This is a genomic window from Halomonas sp. 5021, from assembly GCF_036663435.1.
GTDB lineage: Bacteria > Pseudomonadota > Gammaproteobacteria > Pseudomonadales > Halomonadaceae > Vreelandella > Vreelandella janggokensis.
On sequence record NZ_JAXOVU010000003.1, the window covers coordinates 343,250 to 358,096 of the forward strand.

Annotated in this window: 16 protein-coding genes; 11 read left to right on the top strand and 5 right to left on the bottom strand. The window is 59.1% G+C overall.

Annotation, left to right across the window (positions count from 1 at the left end; translation table 11 throughout):
• Positions 1-94: 94 nt before the first annotated feature.
• The 4 genes from R3F64_RS08430 to R3F64_RS08445 all read left to right on the top strand — a co-directional run bounded on the left by R3F64_RS08430 (position 95) and on the right by R3F64_RS08445 (position 5,078).
• Positions 95-1,390 (top strand): imelysin family protein, encoded by a 1,296-nt coding sequence (locus R3F64_RS08430; RefSeq protein WP_332610862.1) that lies wholly within the window; start codon positions 95-97, stop codon positions 1,388-1,390.
• Positions 1,391-1,483: 93 nt separating this feature from the next.
• On the top strand, positions 1,484-2,917 hold the full coding sequence (locus R3F64_RS08435) for a di-heme oxidoreductase family protein (protein WP_442908821.1): 1,434 nt from the start codon (positions 1,484-1,486) through the stop codon (positions 2,915-2,917).
• Between the two features lie 43 nt (positions 2,918-2,960).
• The gene (locus R3F64_RS08440; RefSeq protein ID WP_332610864.1) at positions 2,961-3,986 is read left to right on the top strand and encodes an imelysin family protein; all 1,026 of its coding nucleotides are present in this window, start codon (positions 2,961-2,963) and stop codon (positions 3,984-3,986) included.
• Between the two features lie 3 nt (positions 3,987-3,989).
• A complete protein-coding gene (locus R3F64_RS08445; protein ID WP_332610866.1) occupies positions 3,990-5,078 on the top strand; it encodes a DUF1513 domain-containing protein in 1,089 nt (362 codons plus the stop codon).
• A 15-nt stretch (positions 5,079-5,093) separates the two neighbouring features.
• Here the strand turns inward: R3F64_RS08445 and R3F64_RS08450 are convergent, their stop codons facing one another.
• Together R3F64_RS08450 and R3F64_RS08455 are read right to left on the bottom strand one after the other, a co-directional pair.
• Entirely contained in the window at positions 5,094-5,897 is an 804-nt protein-coding gene (locus R3F64_RS08450; RefSeq protein ID WP_332610868.1) for a metal ABC transporter permease, read from the bottom strand.
• Positions 5,887-6,627 (bottom strand): metal ABC transporter ATP-binding protein, encoded by a 741-nt coding sequence (locus R3F64_RS08455; protein WP_332610870.1) that lies wholly within the window; start codon positions 6,625-6,627, stop codon positions 5,887-5,889. The genes R3F64_RS08450 and R3F64_RS08455 overlap by 11 nt, the downstream gene beginning before the upstream one ends.
• 139 nt (positions 6,628-6,766) lie before the next feature.
• Between R3F64_RS08455 and R3F64_RS08460 the strand changes: the two genes are divergently transcribed.
• Positions 6,767-7,708: a zinc ABC transporter substrate-binding protein gene (locus tag R3F64_RS08460; RefSeq protein WP_332610872.1), complete on the top strand. Its 942-nt coding sequence runs from the start codon at positions 6,767-6,769 to the stop codon at positions 7,706-7,708.
• Positions 7,709-7,729: 21 nt separating this feature from the next.
• On the opposite strand, the gene R3F64_RS08465 is transcribed toward R3F64_RS08460, so the two are convergent.
• The 3 genes from R3F64_RS08465 to R3F64_RS08475 all read right to left on the bottom strand — a co-directional run bounded on the left by R3F64_RS08465 (position 7,730) and on the right by R3F64_RS08475 (position 10,537).
• Complete coding sequence (locus tag R3F64_RS08465; RefSeq protein WP_066319705.1) at positions 7,730-8,497, bottom strand: ABC transporter ATP-binding protein; 768 nt, start codon at positions 8,495-8,497, stop codon at positions 7,730-7,732.
• 168 nt (positions 8,498-8,665) lie between these two features.
• Positions 8,666-9,466: an inositol monophosphatase family protein gene (locus tag R3F64_RS08470; RefSeq protein WP_332610875.1), complete on the bottom strand. Its 801-nt coding sequence runs from the start codon at positions 9,464-9,466 to the stop codon at positions 8,666-8,668.
• Positions 9,467-9,583: 117 nt separating this feature from the next.
• Positions 9,584-10,537 carry an ABC transporter substrate-binding protein gene (locus R3F64_RS08475; RefSeq protein WP_332610876.1) on the bottom strand — a complete coding sequence of 318 codons (954 nt, stop codon included), beginning with the start codon at positions 10,535-10,537 and terminating at the stop codon, positions 9,584-9,586.
• Positions 10,538-11,032: 495 nt separating this feature from the next.
• Between R3F64_RS08475 and R3F64_RS08480 the strand changes: the two genes are divergently transcribed.
• The 6 genes from R3F64_RS08480 (at position 11,033) to R3F64_RS08505 (ending at position 14,818) form a co-directional block, all read left to right on the top strand.
• Positions 11,033-11,560 carry an RNA polymerase factor sigma-70 gene (locus R3F64_RS08480; protein WP_332610877.1) on the top strand — a complete coding sequence of 176 codons (528 nt, stop codon included), beginning with the start codon at positions 11,033-11,035 and terminating at the stop codon, positions 11,558-11,560.
• 131 nt (positions 11,561-11,691) lie between these two features.
• Positions 11,692-11,898, top strand: coding sequence for a FecR/PupR family sigma factor regulator (locus tag R3F64_RS08485; protein ID WP_332610878.1), 207 nt, complete (start codon positions 11,692-11,694; stop codon positions 11,896-11,898).
• Positions 11,899-12,127: 229 nt separating this feature from the next.
• On the top strand, positions 12,128-12,373 hold the full coding sequence (locus R3F64_RS08490; RefSeq protein WP_085918229.1) for an MbtH family protein: 246 nt from the start codon (positions 12,128-12,130) through the stop codon (positions 12,371-12,373).
• Complete coding sequence (locus tag R3F64_RS08495) at positions 12,363-13,103, top strand: thioesterase II family protein (RefSeq protein ID WP_332610880.1); 741 nt, start codon at positions 12,363-12,365, stop codon at positions 13,101-13,103. Before R3F64_RS08490 ends, R3F64_RS08495 begins: the two co-directional genes overlap by 11 nt.
• A complete protein-coding gene (locus R3F64_RS08500) occupies positions 13,081-13,824 on the top strand; it encodes a 4'-phosphopantetheinyl transferase family protein (protein ID WP_332610882.1) in 744 nt (247 codons plus the stop codon). Before R3F64_RS08495 ends, R3F64_RS08500 begins: the two co-directional genes overlap by 23 nt.
• Positions 13,817-14,818: a TauD/TfdA family dioxygenase gene (locus R3F64_RS08505; RefSeq protein WP_332610883.1), complete on the top strand. Its 1,002-nt coding sequence runs from the start codon at positions 13,817-13,819 to the stop codon at positions 14,816-14,818. The genes R3F64_RS08500 and R3F64_RS08505 overlap by 8 nt, the downstream gene beginning before the upstream one ends.
• Positions 14,819-14,847 lie beyond the last annotated feature (29 nt).

Consider the following 14,847-nt stretch of genomic DNA (forward strand, 5'->3'; position numbering starts at 1 on the left):
GCCAATGGATTACATTTCACATTGAGGCTCAATAACAACCCTAGCATTTTACTTTAGCCGTTTCTGTAGTGCCTTAACCTAAAAGGATACCGTCATGCCCGCCACCATGCTCCGTCGCCCTCTTGCAGGCATCGTTGCGCTTAGCGCGCTACTGCCTTTTGCCTCAGTTTTTGCCGACACCACCGCTGGCGATACCGTCAGCGCCGATGCGGTGGTGACTCACTATGCCGACCTGGCGCATGCCAATTACGCCGATGCGCTCAACGCCGCCGAGGTGTTGAACGAGCGTATCGACGAATTGCTGGCCAACCCTACCGACGAAAACCTGAAGGCCGCCAAGCAAGCCTGGCTGCAAGCGCGTATTCCCTATCAGCAGAGTGAAGTGTTTCGCTTCGGCAATGCCGTCGTGGACGACTGGGAAGGACAGTTGAATGCCTGGCCTCTCGATGAGGGCATGATCGATTACGTCGAAGGCGATGACTACCAGCACGAACTGGGTAACGAAGGTGCCACCGCCAATATCATTGCCAACGAGCAAATCAATGTGGGGGGCGAAAGCCTGGACGTTAGCGAGATCACCCCGGAATTACTCGCCGATCTGAATGAAATTGGCGGTTCGGAAGCCAACGTCGCCAGCGGCTACCACGCCATCGAGTTTCTGCTCTGGGGCCAGGATCTGCATGGCTTTGAGGCAGGCAACGGCGAGCGCCCGGTGAGCGATTATCAAACCGGCGACGACTGCACCCACGGTCACTGCGACCGCCGCCGGGACTATCTGGACGCGGTATCCGATCTGCTCGTCGACGATCTTGAGTGGATGGTCGCCCAGTGGGCGCCGGACAGCGAGGACAACTATCGCCAGGAACTGCTGGCGGAAAGCGATCAGGAAGGCCTGCGGCGCATGCTGTTCGGCATGGGCTCGCTGTCGCTGGGCGAGCTGGCCGGTGAGCGCTTGAAGGTGGCGCTGGAAGCCAACTCGTTCGAGGATGAGCACGACTGCTTCAGCGACAATACCCATAATTCCCACTACTACAACGGTCAGGGTATTCAGAATATCTACACCGGCACCTATCAGCGCCTTGACGGCAGCGTGGTCGAGGGGCCGTCCCTCGAAGACCTGCTGGCGCAGGAAGACAGCGAGTTGGCCGGTGAGCTTCGTCAGCAGCTCGACGCCACGATGGCGCGCCTTGATGCGATCAAACAGGCGGCGGAAGCGGAAAGCTCGCCAATGGCCTTCGATATGATGATCGCCCCCGGCAATGAGCAGGGCAGCGAATTGATCAACGACGCGATTCTCACCCTGGTGGCGCAAACGGGCTCCATCGAGCAGGCCGCCGGCGAACTGGGCGTGACGTCCCTGCAGCCGGATGACGCTGGCCATCAGTTTTAATTCAACCTGTTGATGCCCATGAGCCGCCGGTGGCTTCGTCACCGTGCGGCTTTTGCGCTTCGTGTCACGCGACATCCGCCTCAAGGTATTCCCATGTACCGCTTATTCCGTGTCTCGCCAAGCCGGTGTTCGCTATCCGGTCTTCTGCTGGTGCTGATGACCATGTCCGCGCAGGCAGCCGAATCACCTGACCAGGATTATCCCCTTCAGACCACGCCCATGAGCGGCGGTGATGGGTCGGTGGAGCAGTTCGACCACAACGCCTACTCGCTGCCGCTGGGCAACATGTCCATGACCAAGCGGCTGGATTTCAGCGTCGGCAACAGTTTCTTCCGTAACCCCTGGGTGGCGGCCCCCGCCAGCACTGAGGCCCGCGATGGCCTGGGGCCGCTCTTCAATACCAATAGCTGCCAGGGCTGTCACATAAAAGATGGACGCGGCCACCCGCCGACCGGAGACGAAAACCCTATCGCGCTGTTTCTGCGCCTCTCGCTGCCTCCTCAGCAAGCGGAGCCGGAGGTTCTGGAGCAGCGCGGCGCGCTCCCCGTACCCAACTACGGTCTACAGCTACAAACGGCGGCGATATCAGGCGCGCAGCCAGAGGCCAAAATGCTGATCGACTATCGCCCTCGGGAAGTGACGTTTGCCGATGGCACCAGCGTTACCCTGCAGGAACCGGTCTACACGATTGCCGAGCCCGCCTACGGCGAGCTGCCCGGGGATTTGCAGACTTCGCCGCGGCTGGCACCGCCGATGATTGGCCTGGGGCTGCTGGCGGCGATTCCCGACGCCGATCTGCTGGCCGCCGCGGACCCTGACGACGCCGATGGCGACGGCATTTCCGGCCGTGCCAACCGGGTGTGGGACGTGCGCCGGGGCACCACGGTGGTCGGGCGTTTTGGCTGGAAAGCCGGCGAGCCCAGCATCGAGCAGCAAGGCATGCACGCCTTTGCCGGCGATATGGGGCTGACGTCCAGCCTGGTACCGCAAACCGACTGCATGCCAAGCCAGGGCTGCGATAACTTCCCTAACGGCGGTAACCCCGAAGTCAGCGACGACGTGGCCGACTTCGTGACCTTCTACGCCTCCAGTCTGGCAGTGCCCATGCGCCGCCATATGGATGACCCGGCGGTTCAGCGAGGGGCTGAACGGTTCAGCGCGCTGGGCTGCGCCAGTTGCCATACGCCCCGTCATCGTACCGCAGCGGATGCCGACCGCCCGGCGTTAGCGGATCAGATAATATGGCCTTATAGCGACCTGTTGCTCCACGACATGGGCGATGCCCTGGCGGACAAGCGCAGCGAGTTCAAGGCCGATGGTCGTGAGTGGCGCACCCCGCCGTTATGGGGCATCGGGCTGGCGCAAACGGTCAATCCCAGGGCGGGGTTTCTTCACGATGGCCGCGCCCGCACCCTGGAAGAAGCGATTCTCTGGCACGGGGGCGAAGCTGACGAGGCCACCCAGGGCTACCTTGAGTTGCCCGAAGACCAGCGCGCTGACCTCATTCGTTTTCTTGAATCCCTGTAAAGGGCGTTGAATGGTTGAAAGGCTTGATTGCCAAGGAGTTTAGATGATGGCTGCGTTTCGACGACTGGGGTTGCTGGCCTGTGCGTTTCTGGCGGCACCGCTTTCTTTTGCTACGGAGAACACCACCCCGAGGGAAATGTGGCACAGCGCCGTGGAGATGCAGTACGCCGAGTTGAGCGCCGCCTCCGAGCGTCTGGAGACTAGCGCCGCGCGTTTCTGTCAGGGCCCCGACGAAGCACTCAGGCAGCGGCTGGAAGATGACTGGCTGAGCGCTTATCAGGCCTGGCAGGCGGTGCGCTTTATCCAGTTTGGCCCGGTGGAGCAGAACAGCCGGGGCTGGCAGTTGCAGTTCTGGCCGGATCGCAAGAACCTGGTTGGCCGCAAGGTGAACGGCTGGCTGAAAGCGCCCGACGCACCGGATGCTCAGGCGATTGCCCGCGACAGCGTGGCGATCCAGGGCTTTCCCGCTCTGGAGTACCTGCTTTATGACGACGCCATGGATCAGCAGGCCCTTGGCGAGCCGAATGCCTGTGCGCTCATGCAGGCCATCACGACCCATCTTGCGGATACCACCAGTGCCCTGCAGCGCGACTGGCAGGCCTTCGGTGAACACTATCTTGCGACCGCTGACTACACCGAAACCACCCTAGCCAGCGCTATCCAGGCCCTTGAACTGCTCGAAGATAAACGCCTGGGTGAACCCATGGGCCTCAAAGGGGCTCCCGCCAACGGCTATCTGGCGGAAGCTTGGCGCAGCGACAACTCGATCCGCTTGGTAGAAAGCAGCCTGGAGGGCCTGCGTACCGGCTTCTTGCCCGGCCTTACCGCGTTGTTGCGTGAGGTTGATGCGCTGCCGCTCGCCGAGGCGTTTCGTGATCAGTTGGATAAGACGCTCGCCCAGGCTAGCGAACAGCCGTCGGGCTTGGTGTCTGCTCTGGACGACGAAGCGGTGTTTCGCGGTCTGCAGTCGCTCTATCTGGATATCAGCCAGTTACGCCATCTGCTGGGTAACGAGGTCGCTGGCGAACTTGGCCTGGTACGCGGCTTCAATTCAAGCGACGGGGATTGAGCCATGCAGCGACGCCAGGTACTCAAGGTAGGGTTGGGCAGCGTCGCCATGGCGCTGACCCCGTTGAGCTGGGCACTGCCCGCTCGTGAGGAAGTGGATTGGCTGTTTAGCGCGGTGGATGACCCCGGCGGTGGGCATTTTATCGCCGGAGTGGCGCTGGATGGCCAGGCCCGGTTTATGATCGAGGTGCCCGAGCGCTGTCATGGAGGCTGTTTACGGCCAGATTCCCGCCAGGCGGTGCTGTTCGCCCGGCGCCCCGGTACGCGGATGCATGTGATCGACGGCGACAGCCGCCAACTCGCCCATACCATCAACGCCGGGGAGGGTTACCACTTCTACGGGCATGGCGTGTTCGATCTGAGTGGGCGATATCTGTATGTCACCGCCAATCGCCTGGCGGATAGCGCTGGGCTGGTGCGGGTTTACGACGCTGCCAACGGCTACGCCCATGTGCGTGATATGCCGCTGGAGGGCATTGGCCCTCACGAGCTTCGGTTGATGCCGGATGGTGACACCCTGGTCATTGGCTTGGGCGGCATTCAGACCCACCCCGACTACGGCCGGGTAAAGCTCAACCTGGACACCATGGCCCCGGCACTGGTGCTGATGGATCGCCATAGCGGCGAAATTCTGGCCCATCACGAGCCCTCGCACCACCAGTTAAGCTGCCGTCATCTGGACGTGGCAGCGGACGGCACGGTGATTGCGGGTTATCAGTTCGAAGGCCCCGAGTGGGAGACCCATCCGCTGATTTGCCGCCTGGATGCCGCCGGGCATTTTTCAGAACTGGCGCTGCCCGATGAGGTCACCGCCAGCCTGCACCAATACACCGCCAGCGTCGCGTTTAGCCGCGTCTCGACCAATGTTCTGGTGACTGCCCCGCGCGGCAATCGGGTGCTGCTGCTGGATGCTGAACAAGGCCGTCTGACCACCAGCCTGGAACTGCCCGACGCCGCCGGCGCCCGCTGTGATGGCAACGGCGGCTTTCTGGTCTCCTCCGGCCAGGGCGGGCTTTACCGGGTAATCCCTGGCTCGGCAACGCCCGAGCTGCTGGCCAGCCTGGAAATCCGCTGGGATAACCACCTGACCTGATTAGCGCTGACCTGTTTAGTGCTGACCTAGGTAGCGCACGCCTTGCATGGCGATCGTCGAGAGCAGGAAAAACCCAGCGGCCAGGGTGACAATGGTCGGGCCAGTCGGGGTATCGAAGAGGTAAGCCGCTTTAAGCCCCGAGGTGACCGCCAATGACGCAATGCCTGCCGCTACCAGGGCCATTATTTCGGGGGTTCGGCAGAAAGGCCGGGCCGTTGCGGCGGGGATAATCAGCAGGGCGGCAATCAGTAAGGCACCCACAACCTTGAGCGCCACCGCCACGACCATAGCGAGAGAGAGCGTGAGAACTAATTGCTCCCGGCGTGGCTGAATGCCGCTGGCGTGGGCGAGTTCATCGCTGAGCGTGGCGGTCAGCAGTGCCGACCAGCGCCAGCCGAGTAACGCCAACACCATCAGCGTGCCGCCCCCGATGACCCATAAGTCGTCTTTGCCAACGGCCAGAATATCGCCAAATAGATAGGCATTGAGGTTGACACGTACGCCCGATATAAACGAAACGGCAACCAAGCCAATCGCCAGGGCCGAGTGCGCCATGACCCCGAGCAGGGTATCCATGGCATAGCCACGTCCGCTGAGCAACGTCACGCAGGCGGCCATGGTCAGGGCAATCATTAACACGCCTGCAAAAATAGAGATATTAAGCAGTAACGCCAATGCAACGCCGAGAATGGCAGCGTGAGAGGTTGCATCGCCGAAGTACGCCATGCGTCGCCAGACCACAAAGCAACCGAGCGGCGCGGCGGCAAGGGCGACGAAAAGGCCCGCCAGGGTCGCGCGCCACATGAAATCATCCAGCATGGGCAGCTTCCTCGTGTTGGTGGCGATAAACGGCGAGCATTTGGGCTGTCTGCTCGCCGAATAACGCCTGATAGTCGGGGGAGGAGGCAACCCGCTCGGGTTTGCCCTCGCAGCAGATGTGGCCGTTCAGGCACAACACATGATCAGCGGTGCGCATCACCACATGCAGGTCATGGCTCACCATCAAAATCCCGCAGCGATAGGATTGGCGGACCTCTTCGATCTTTTGGTAGAAGTCAGCGACGCCACGATAATCAAGCCCCTGTGTGGCTTCGTCGAGAATCAGGATGTCGGGCCTGTTGATGAGCGCACGAGCCAGCAACACGCGTTGCAACTGCCCGCCGGACAGCTGGCTCATCGCCGTATTGTGTAACCCTTCAACCCCGGCATTTGTCAGCGCCTGGTGCACATCGTCCCGGGGGTGGCGGTGGGGAAGGTTAATAAAGCGCGAGACGGTGATGGGGAGCGTCGGGTCTAGATGCAGCCGCTGGGGCACGTAACCGATATTCAGGCCTGCGTCGATTTCCACACGGCCTGACGTTGGCTTGATGGCGCCCACCAGCGTTTTGACCAGCGTGGATTTTCCCGACCCGTTGGGGCCAATTAACGTGACGATTTCTTCTCGATGCAGCGCCAGGTGGATGTCTTCAAGAATCGGTTTTCCCCCGATGCGTACGTTGAGTTGGCAGGCGCGCAAAAGGGGAGCGCTAGGGGTAATAGATTGGAGCATCAGCAGGCAAACTCTGGCTTACGTATTAATTGTTATGTTATAACATATATAGTGTGGGCGGCCAAGACAAAGTGCGGCCAAAAGCGCCTGACCATAAGACGACGATTATTTACCTGCTGTTGACCATTAGGAGAGAGCCATGACGTATCGCTTGGCACATTACGCCTTACCGCTGTTGGTGGGCCTTCCCTTGACGGCCTTGGCCGATGTTCCCCGTGTGGCGGTGGATATCCCGCCCGTGCATTCACTGGTGGCCAAGGTGATGGGTGATCGTGGGTCACCCGAGCTTTTCATCCAGCCCGGCGCATCCCCCCACGGTTATTCACTACGGCCCTCGGAAGCAGACGCCTTGGATAATGCCGATCTGGTTGTATGGGTAAGCAACGATCTAACGCCATGGCTATCAGGCCCGGTGGAGAATCTGGCCGGCGATGCCAGGCATCTGGAGTTGATGCGCGTCTCCGACATCAACACCTTTGCCTATCGCGAAGGCGCGACGTTCGATGTCGCTGACCACGACCACGACCACGACCATGGTCATGATCATGCCCATCATCACGACGGACAAGACCCGCATGGTTGGATGGATCCTGACAACGCACGGCGTTGGCTCGACGCCATTGCCCAGCAGCTTGGTGAACTGGACCCGGAAAACGCAGATTATTACCGTGACAATGCGGCGAAAGGTCGACAAGCGCTTGAATCACTTGAGCAAGACATCGAAGAGCGCTTGGCTACCAGCGAGAGTACTCGCTTTATCGTGTTCCACGACGCCTATCAGTATTTTGAGAAGGCGTTTGATGTAACGGCAGCGGGCGCGATTTCCATCGGCGATGCCTCCTCACCCAGCCCTGCACGCATTGAAGCTATTCAAACAATGGTCAACGAAGAGGACATTCACTGCGTCTTCAGCGAGCCGCAGTTTAACCCGCAAATTGTCGATGCCGTCTTTGGCGATACCGATACCTATATCGGCGTCATGGACCCCCTGGGCGTTGACCTAACGCCTGGCCCCGAGCTTTACGACGCGCTGCTCAACCAGATGGGGGATGAAATCCAGCATTGCACAAACGCCATGTGACTGGCTGGAAAGGCTGGCGCGTCACTGCGCCACGGCGATATTGTGCTCCCCGTTCGGGTGCTTCATGACCTGCATGGGGAGCCCGTAAATCGCTTCCAAGGTGCTGTCGCACATCATGTCATTGGGGGAGCCGCAGGCCAGTAGGCGGCCGCTGTGCAGCGCCATCAACTCATCGCAGTAGCGCGAGGCCATGTTGATATCGTGCAGCACGATAATCACCCCGAGGTTTAGCTCATCGCACAGCTTGCGAATCAGCGCCAGGACTTCGATCTGGTGGGCGATATCCAGCGCTGCAAGTGGCTCATCCAGGAGTAGAAAACGGCTGCCCTGTGCCAACAGCATGGCAAGCCAGACCCGCTGGCGCTCGCCGCCGGAAAGCGTATCGACCAGACGGTCGGCGAAGTCCTCGGTGTGGGTGAGGGCAATGGCGCGGTCAATAGCGTCCTTGTCTTTTTGGGTGTGGCGCCCCAGCAGGCCGTGCCAAGGGTAGCGGCCAAAGGCCACCAGCTCGCGCCCGGTCAGGCTCTCGGCGCTGGGCAGGTGCTGAGGCAGGTAGGCGACTTGGCGCGCGAACTCGCGGTTGCCCCAATCACTCAGCGGGCGCTGGTCAAAGTAGATCTCTCCCTGGCTGGTAGGCTGCTGCTGGGCCATGAGCTTTATCAAGGTCGACTTGCCCGAGCCATTATGGCCAATAAGGCCGTAAATCCTGCCTTCCTGAAAGCTATGTTCAATGGGCGTTAGAATCGGTTTTCCATTGATTTCGAAGGTGGCCCCTTTGACCTCGAACATGAATCCCTCCTAGCGATGCGTTAATGACCATGGCTCCATTCTAGTGCTAATAGTTCTCATTTTTAACAAAGAAATGGAAAAAAATCACGCGGGAGCGACTGCGCTCTGCGCAAGCGCGCTATCGGTAGTCAGAAGGAGAGGTGCCGATCAGGGGCATGGCAATGCGGTTTAGTCGTTTTTCATCAACGTCAACAGTTGTCCATGCCGCTCGGAGTGGGCTGCAAGTAGGCTATTCCATTCGCCGGGATGCGCCTCACCAGCGAGGTCGGTAACGCTGCAGCCTGCTTCTCGGGCAATCACAATGCCCGCGGCAATATCCCAGAACTCAAGCTTGGCGCCCTGGGACCAAAAGGCATCAAAACGGCCCAGACTGACGTAAGCGATCTCGAGCGCCGCCGAGCCAGGGGTGCGGATGCCAGCCACTTGTGGCATCAGCGCGGTAAGCTGGTTCAGGGCCGTGGCGCAATCGCCTTTGGCATGGTAGGGCAGGCAAGTGCTCACCAGCATTTCGGTCATTGGGCGAGGCGAAGGTGTGGTGAGCTTTCGATCATTGAGAAAAGCCCCCATGCCCTGGGCCGCCCAAAGCATTTCATCAAGCAGCGGTTGATAGACAACGCCCATGACGAGCTCATTACCTTTGGTGACCGCGATCGACACCGAAAAATGTGGCACGCCGTGCAGGAAGTTATTGGTGCCATCCAGCGGATCAATCACCACGGTATAGTCGCTATCGGAACTGGGCGTCAGGCCGCTTTCCTCACCAAGAAAGGCAATATCGGGAAAAGCGCTGCCGATACAGTCGATAATGATATTTTCAGCCGTTGTATCGTAGTAAGTCACGAAATCAGACGCGCCCTTTTGCTCAAAGGCAATCCGCCCCTTTTGCGAATACCCCTCGCGCAACAAGGTGCCAGCTTCATAAGCGGCTTGCTTGAGCGTTTCGAGCAGGTCATCGAGGCTATCAAGCATCTTGTTTTCCTTTGGATATTCGTCGTTCTGGGTGCGTTTATGGTGGTTAGTAAATCGTTTGATAAAGGTAACTAGCCATTCGTTACATGGTGATGACAGTGGCGTGTTTGCTTAGGCTCACTGTTTTAAACTTCTAGTGCCGCCGCCCTCACTAAGATAGCTGGCAAGACTATCGGCAAAGCGCCGGGCGGCAGGGAGGCCTCCCCAGGACCAATAATTAACGGGAATAATCGTATAGTTGCCCTGTTTAACGTTTGGCAAGTGTCGCCATTGGCCATCCGAGATGAGTTGTTCTACACCCCCGTCGGGGCCGTAGGGACTGTCGAGAAACACCAGCTTGGCATCGATATCAAACAGAGGCGTTGCGCTGACGGTTGTCATTCCCCATTGGCCTAGGTCTTTCTGCCATGCGTTCTCGAGACCCAGGCGATTCAACATCATGCCTTCCACACTGCCTGCGCCATACACCCGGGCATGGCGCTCATCCATCAGGCGCACCACCAACAAAGGCGAGTCGATATCCGCAAGCGCTTGTTTAAGAGATGTGAAGTGGCGACGGGACTGCTTGATATAACGTTCCGCCGCGTCAGGATCTTCCACCAAATCGCCAAGCTGAAGCGTCAATTCCTCGATGGTTTCCCAGCCGTTATGCTCGCCCTCGCCATCGGCATGTTGATAAAGCGGGTACTCCTTGACATCCGCAATGTTCCTGAGCCGCGGAAGTAAGCTGGCATGAGCAGGTGGAGAAATCAGGATATGGCTTGGAGGATCGCTTGCCAGTAGCTCAAGGTTAGGGAGATGGCGGTAACCCAGGTTGGTCGTATCGGGAAGAATGCCATCCTGGCGGGAGTAGGTTTCATAACCTCTCAGACCCGACAGAAATCTGGGCGGATGATCAATCGCATTGAGGGTTTCCGCGATGGCGAAGTCAAAGGTCGCCAAGGGCGCGACGCTGTTTTCGTCGCTGGCCATAGAGGCATTGCTCATCCATAAACTGATGAACAATGCGATCGACCAGGCCATGCATGGGTGACGTACAGAGCGATAAAACGTCTTTTGTTGATATGTCACGATTATTCCTGTGTATTGAACCGGAGTCCCTGATCGGTTCGTCCCCCGAATTTCTCGGGTGTTGCTGCGCATTTCGCCCATCTGTGTCAGGAAGTTGGTGTTGAGTGGGTCATCGACCACGATTCGCGCTGTTCGGCATTCTGAGCAAACACCACTGTTGGCGTACTGCAGGCAGCCATGGCAACAGCAGCCGTCAGCGGCTGCTTGTAGAAAGTGGTTTTGTCACCGGTGTGCCCCTGCAATGGAGTTCATTTAAAATTTAATGTGAATCATTACTGTTTATGGTATCGGCGCGTTTGGCGCGGTGTCAATGTTGCTTTATGGCTGGAGGAAAACCTGCCCAAGCGGGTGAAAATCACGTTTTTAAAATAACGCCAACAAGCATATCGTTATAAAAAGCGGGTTAGTGTTCAGCATTTGACTTACTGCGTTTTAACGCAAATAATAATTATTGCTTTTTATTCCGTAGTGTCAATCAAGGCAGGAGGCCAGGCTATGGATGTCCACCCCTGGAGCGCTGAATTAGAGGATATTTTCGTCAATCAGCGCCCCCGGCTCCGCTGTGTCGCTTCAAGGGTGCTGGGCAATACTGATCAAGCCGATGATGTATTGCAGGATGCCTACCTGAAAATTTCAGAGGCCACCACGCTGTTTGAGATGAAGCAGCCCATATCCTACGTGTCGCGTGTGGTGCGCAACCTTGCCATTGACCGCTGCCGCCGCTCGGCCTTTGAGTCAACGCTGTTTGCAAAAGAGGAGGAGGGGGATAACGCTTCCTGCGCCTCACACTCCCCAGAAGTGATTGCCATTGATCGCCAGTCTCTGGCCCAGGTGGTGGACGCACTGGATGAGCTGCCCGAGCGAACGCGGCGCGCCTTTGAGCTCTACCGTTCGGGAAGCCATACGCAACGGGAAGTGGCTCAGTTGCTGGGGGTTTCCACCACGTCAGTCAACTTCATGATTCGTGATGCGCTAACTCATTGCCGTCAGTCGCTGCGAGGCACGTCGTTGCCAGGCAGATAAGCAGACGTTCGCTGTGCCGCTTTTGTTGTCGCTTTGTTACACTGTCAGCACATAGTGAAAGCGTTGTTAGTAGCAGGCGCTTTCCGGTCCAATGATTGATCGGGCAGCAGTAGCGAGGCTAGACGGTAACGATGAATAACGACAGCGGCGATGAAGCCGTGTGGCAAACAGCCCTGGACTGGCTGATGCGCGAGCATGAAGAAACGTTGAGTGATGCGGATCGCGAGGCGCTCAATGCATGGCTAGCGGCGTCTTCCCAGCATCGCCGGGTATTCCGTGAAGCCGAACAGCTATGGTTGCTGACGGGGATGGTCCCGCGCAGTGATGAGCGTCGCTGACAAACGGTGGTTTTCTCTCCTTCCTATTTCCTTTTCCATGCCTGCTCTCCCCTCTACGACGGTTTAGCGCCTTGTGCGCACCCGGACAGCCTTAAGTCCGACAGGCTGCTGGTCCCAGACTGATTGATTTTCTTTCCCGTTAAATTTTCTGATACCTCACTCGTCATCATGTAATGAGAAGCAATTGCGTTTTATTTCTCATTCCTTAGACAATGGTGAGGTTAGTCCCATGACAAGCTGTTTTGATCGTGAAGATGCCGTCTTCCGCGTATTGGTCAACCACGAAGAGCAGTACTCCCTCTGGCCCGAGTGGAAGGCGATTCCCCCTGGATGGACCGACACCGGTGTGCTCGGCGATAAGCCAACCTGCCTCGACTACGTGGAAAAGACCTGGACCGATATGCGGCCCTTGTCGCTACGTCAGTGGATGGATGAGCAGGCCAACAGCGAGGCGGAGCAGGTGAATGCCGGTTAAGCGCTTGAGACTGCTCTGCCTGCCTTGTGCCGGGGCCAGCGCCACCATGTATCTGCGCTGGAAGCGTCAGTTGCCCGCCTGGATCGAGGTCTATCCCGTCGAGCTGCCTGGGCGTGGCGAGCGCCTGGGTGAGCCGCTCATCGATGACTTCGAGACCCAGGTCGTGAGGCTGTGCGAAGAGCAGGCAACTCGGATGCGCGGCGACTTCGCCCTGTTCGGTCACAGCATGGGGGCGTTGCTGGCCTATGGCATGGCCGCTCGCTTGCGCGATGTGGGGCGCCCTCAGCCGCGGATGCTGTTCGCCTCGGGCAGCGCGGCGCCCTCAATGCGCGACCCAGACCGCTTGGCGGGACTTGATAACGACAAAGGCCTGATTGCGGATCTTCGCCAGCAGGGCGGTACCCCAGAGGAGGTATTCGAAAGCCCGGAACTGCTACGCCTCACGCTCGATGTAATGGCAGCGGACTATCGTCTCTGCCGCAGTTTCCGCTATCGCGGCGGTGCGACGCTTGCATACCCCCTACAGGTGCTCGCCGGTCGCGATGACGATGTCGAAAGCGAACGCCTGGACGCGTGGCAGCGGGAAGCGGGTGGGGCGTTCGCGTTGAACTGGTTTGACGGCGGTCACTTCTTTATTCGTCAGCAGCAGGCCCAGGTGCTGGCGACCATCGAGCGCGCGCTGACCCGACGGCTTGAGGAGGTGCCCCATGCAGCGCCTGCGGTTAGCTGAAGGCACCCCTGAGGGCCTTGAAGTCTGGCGCTTGGCGCTTGACTTGGACGCCCCGGTGGCCGTCGACGACGAGCGGCTGCTGAGCCAGGCCGAGTGGCAGCGCGCCCAGCGGCTTCGCCGTCACCCCGATGTCTTCCGCGCCGTGGCGACACGTGCAGCCCTGCGGCGACTGCTATCAGTGCACACTGGTATAGCGCCAGAAAAGCTGATGTTTACCCACAACACCTTCGGCAAGCCACGCCTGAAAAGCGCTAATGGGCCGGCCTTCAATATTTCCCACTCTGGCCATGTCGCTCTGATCGCGCTTGCTCCCGGCGGCGCGGTGGGGGTCGATATTGAGCGCTGCCGGTCGGAGGCCGAACTTGCACCGCTGAGCGAGCTGGTGCTATCGCCGAGCGAGCAGCTCGACCACGCACTGCCCTTCATGGAGCGCTGGGTGGTTAAAGAGGCGGTGCTCAAAGCCCTGGGCCTGGGCATTGCAGAGCATTTGCAGGCGCTCTCGGTTATGCCCGCTCCTGGGCCATCAGGCACCTATCACCTTGAGCACTCGCTCCCCATTTCATCCTCTTTGCAAGCATGGCCGCTGTCAGCGCCGAGTGGCTATGCCGCCGCCCTGGGCTATCTCGACAAAAGCTATGTCGACGCGGGCTGTACCTGCTATGCCCATGGCGCACAGGGCCAACGCGACTCAACGACTTTTCAGGAGATCCATCATGGATAATCAAAGCGCAATCCCAACGCAACCCACCAACGCCATTCCCGAACGTCAGGGGCCTGCTGACTCGGAGCTGCCCATCATGATATCCCCCGCCTACCCGGGGCAGCCACTGCTGGAAGCCTTTGGCGAGTTGCGTGGGGATATTGAATCCCTGGTGACTCGAGTTGGCGGCGTGCTGCTAAGAGGCTTTGATGTGCCCACCGTGGACGATTTTCAGCAGTTTGCCGCCGCCTTTGGTCATCCGCTGCTGAGTTATGAGTTTGCCTCAACACCGCGTTCAGCAGTGTCATCGGGTATTTATACCTCGACCGAATACCCCGCCCATCAACATATTCCCCTCCACAATGAGCAGGCTTATACCCGCGAGTGGCCGATGAAAATCTGGTTCCACTGCGTCACCGCCGCCCCTGAAGGGGGAGAGACGCCGATCGCCGATAGCCGCGCGATTTACCGTCGCATGCCGTTAGAGATTCGCGAGCGTTTCGAACCCGGCATTCTCTACGTGCGCAACTACGGCGATTTCGATATGCCTTGGCAACAGGTGTTTAACACCGAAGACCGCGCTGAAGTGGAGGCATTCTGCCACCGGGCGGGGATTCGCTGCGAGTGGAAACCCGACGGCGACCTGCGTACCACCCAGCTATGTCAAGGCATAGAGACTCACCCGGTTACCGGTGAGCGGGTGTGGTTCAACCAGGGCCATCTTTTCCATGTCTCCAACCTGCAGCCAGAGGTACGCGAGTCGCTGGAAGAGATGCTCGACCCCGAAGACATGCCCCGCAACGTCTTCTTTGCCGATGGCAGCCCCATCGACGACGCCATTTTCGACGAGGTTCGCGGTGTGCTGGCCGACGAAACGGTGATGTTCCCCTGGCAGGCCGGTGACGTGCTGATGCTCGACAACATGCTGGTCGCCCACGCGCGCACGCCGTTTAAAGGGCCACGCAAAGTCGTTGTCGCCATGGCGGAAGGCCACGGCAACCTCTCAAGCGACTGAACGCCTCCTCCCACGGCCAGGAATTCCAG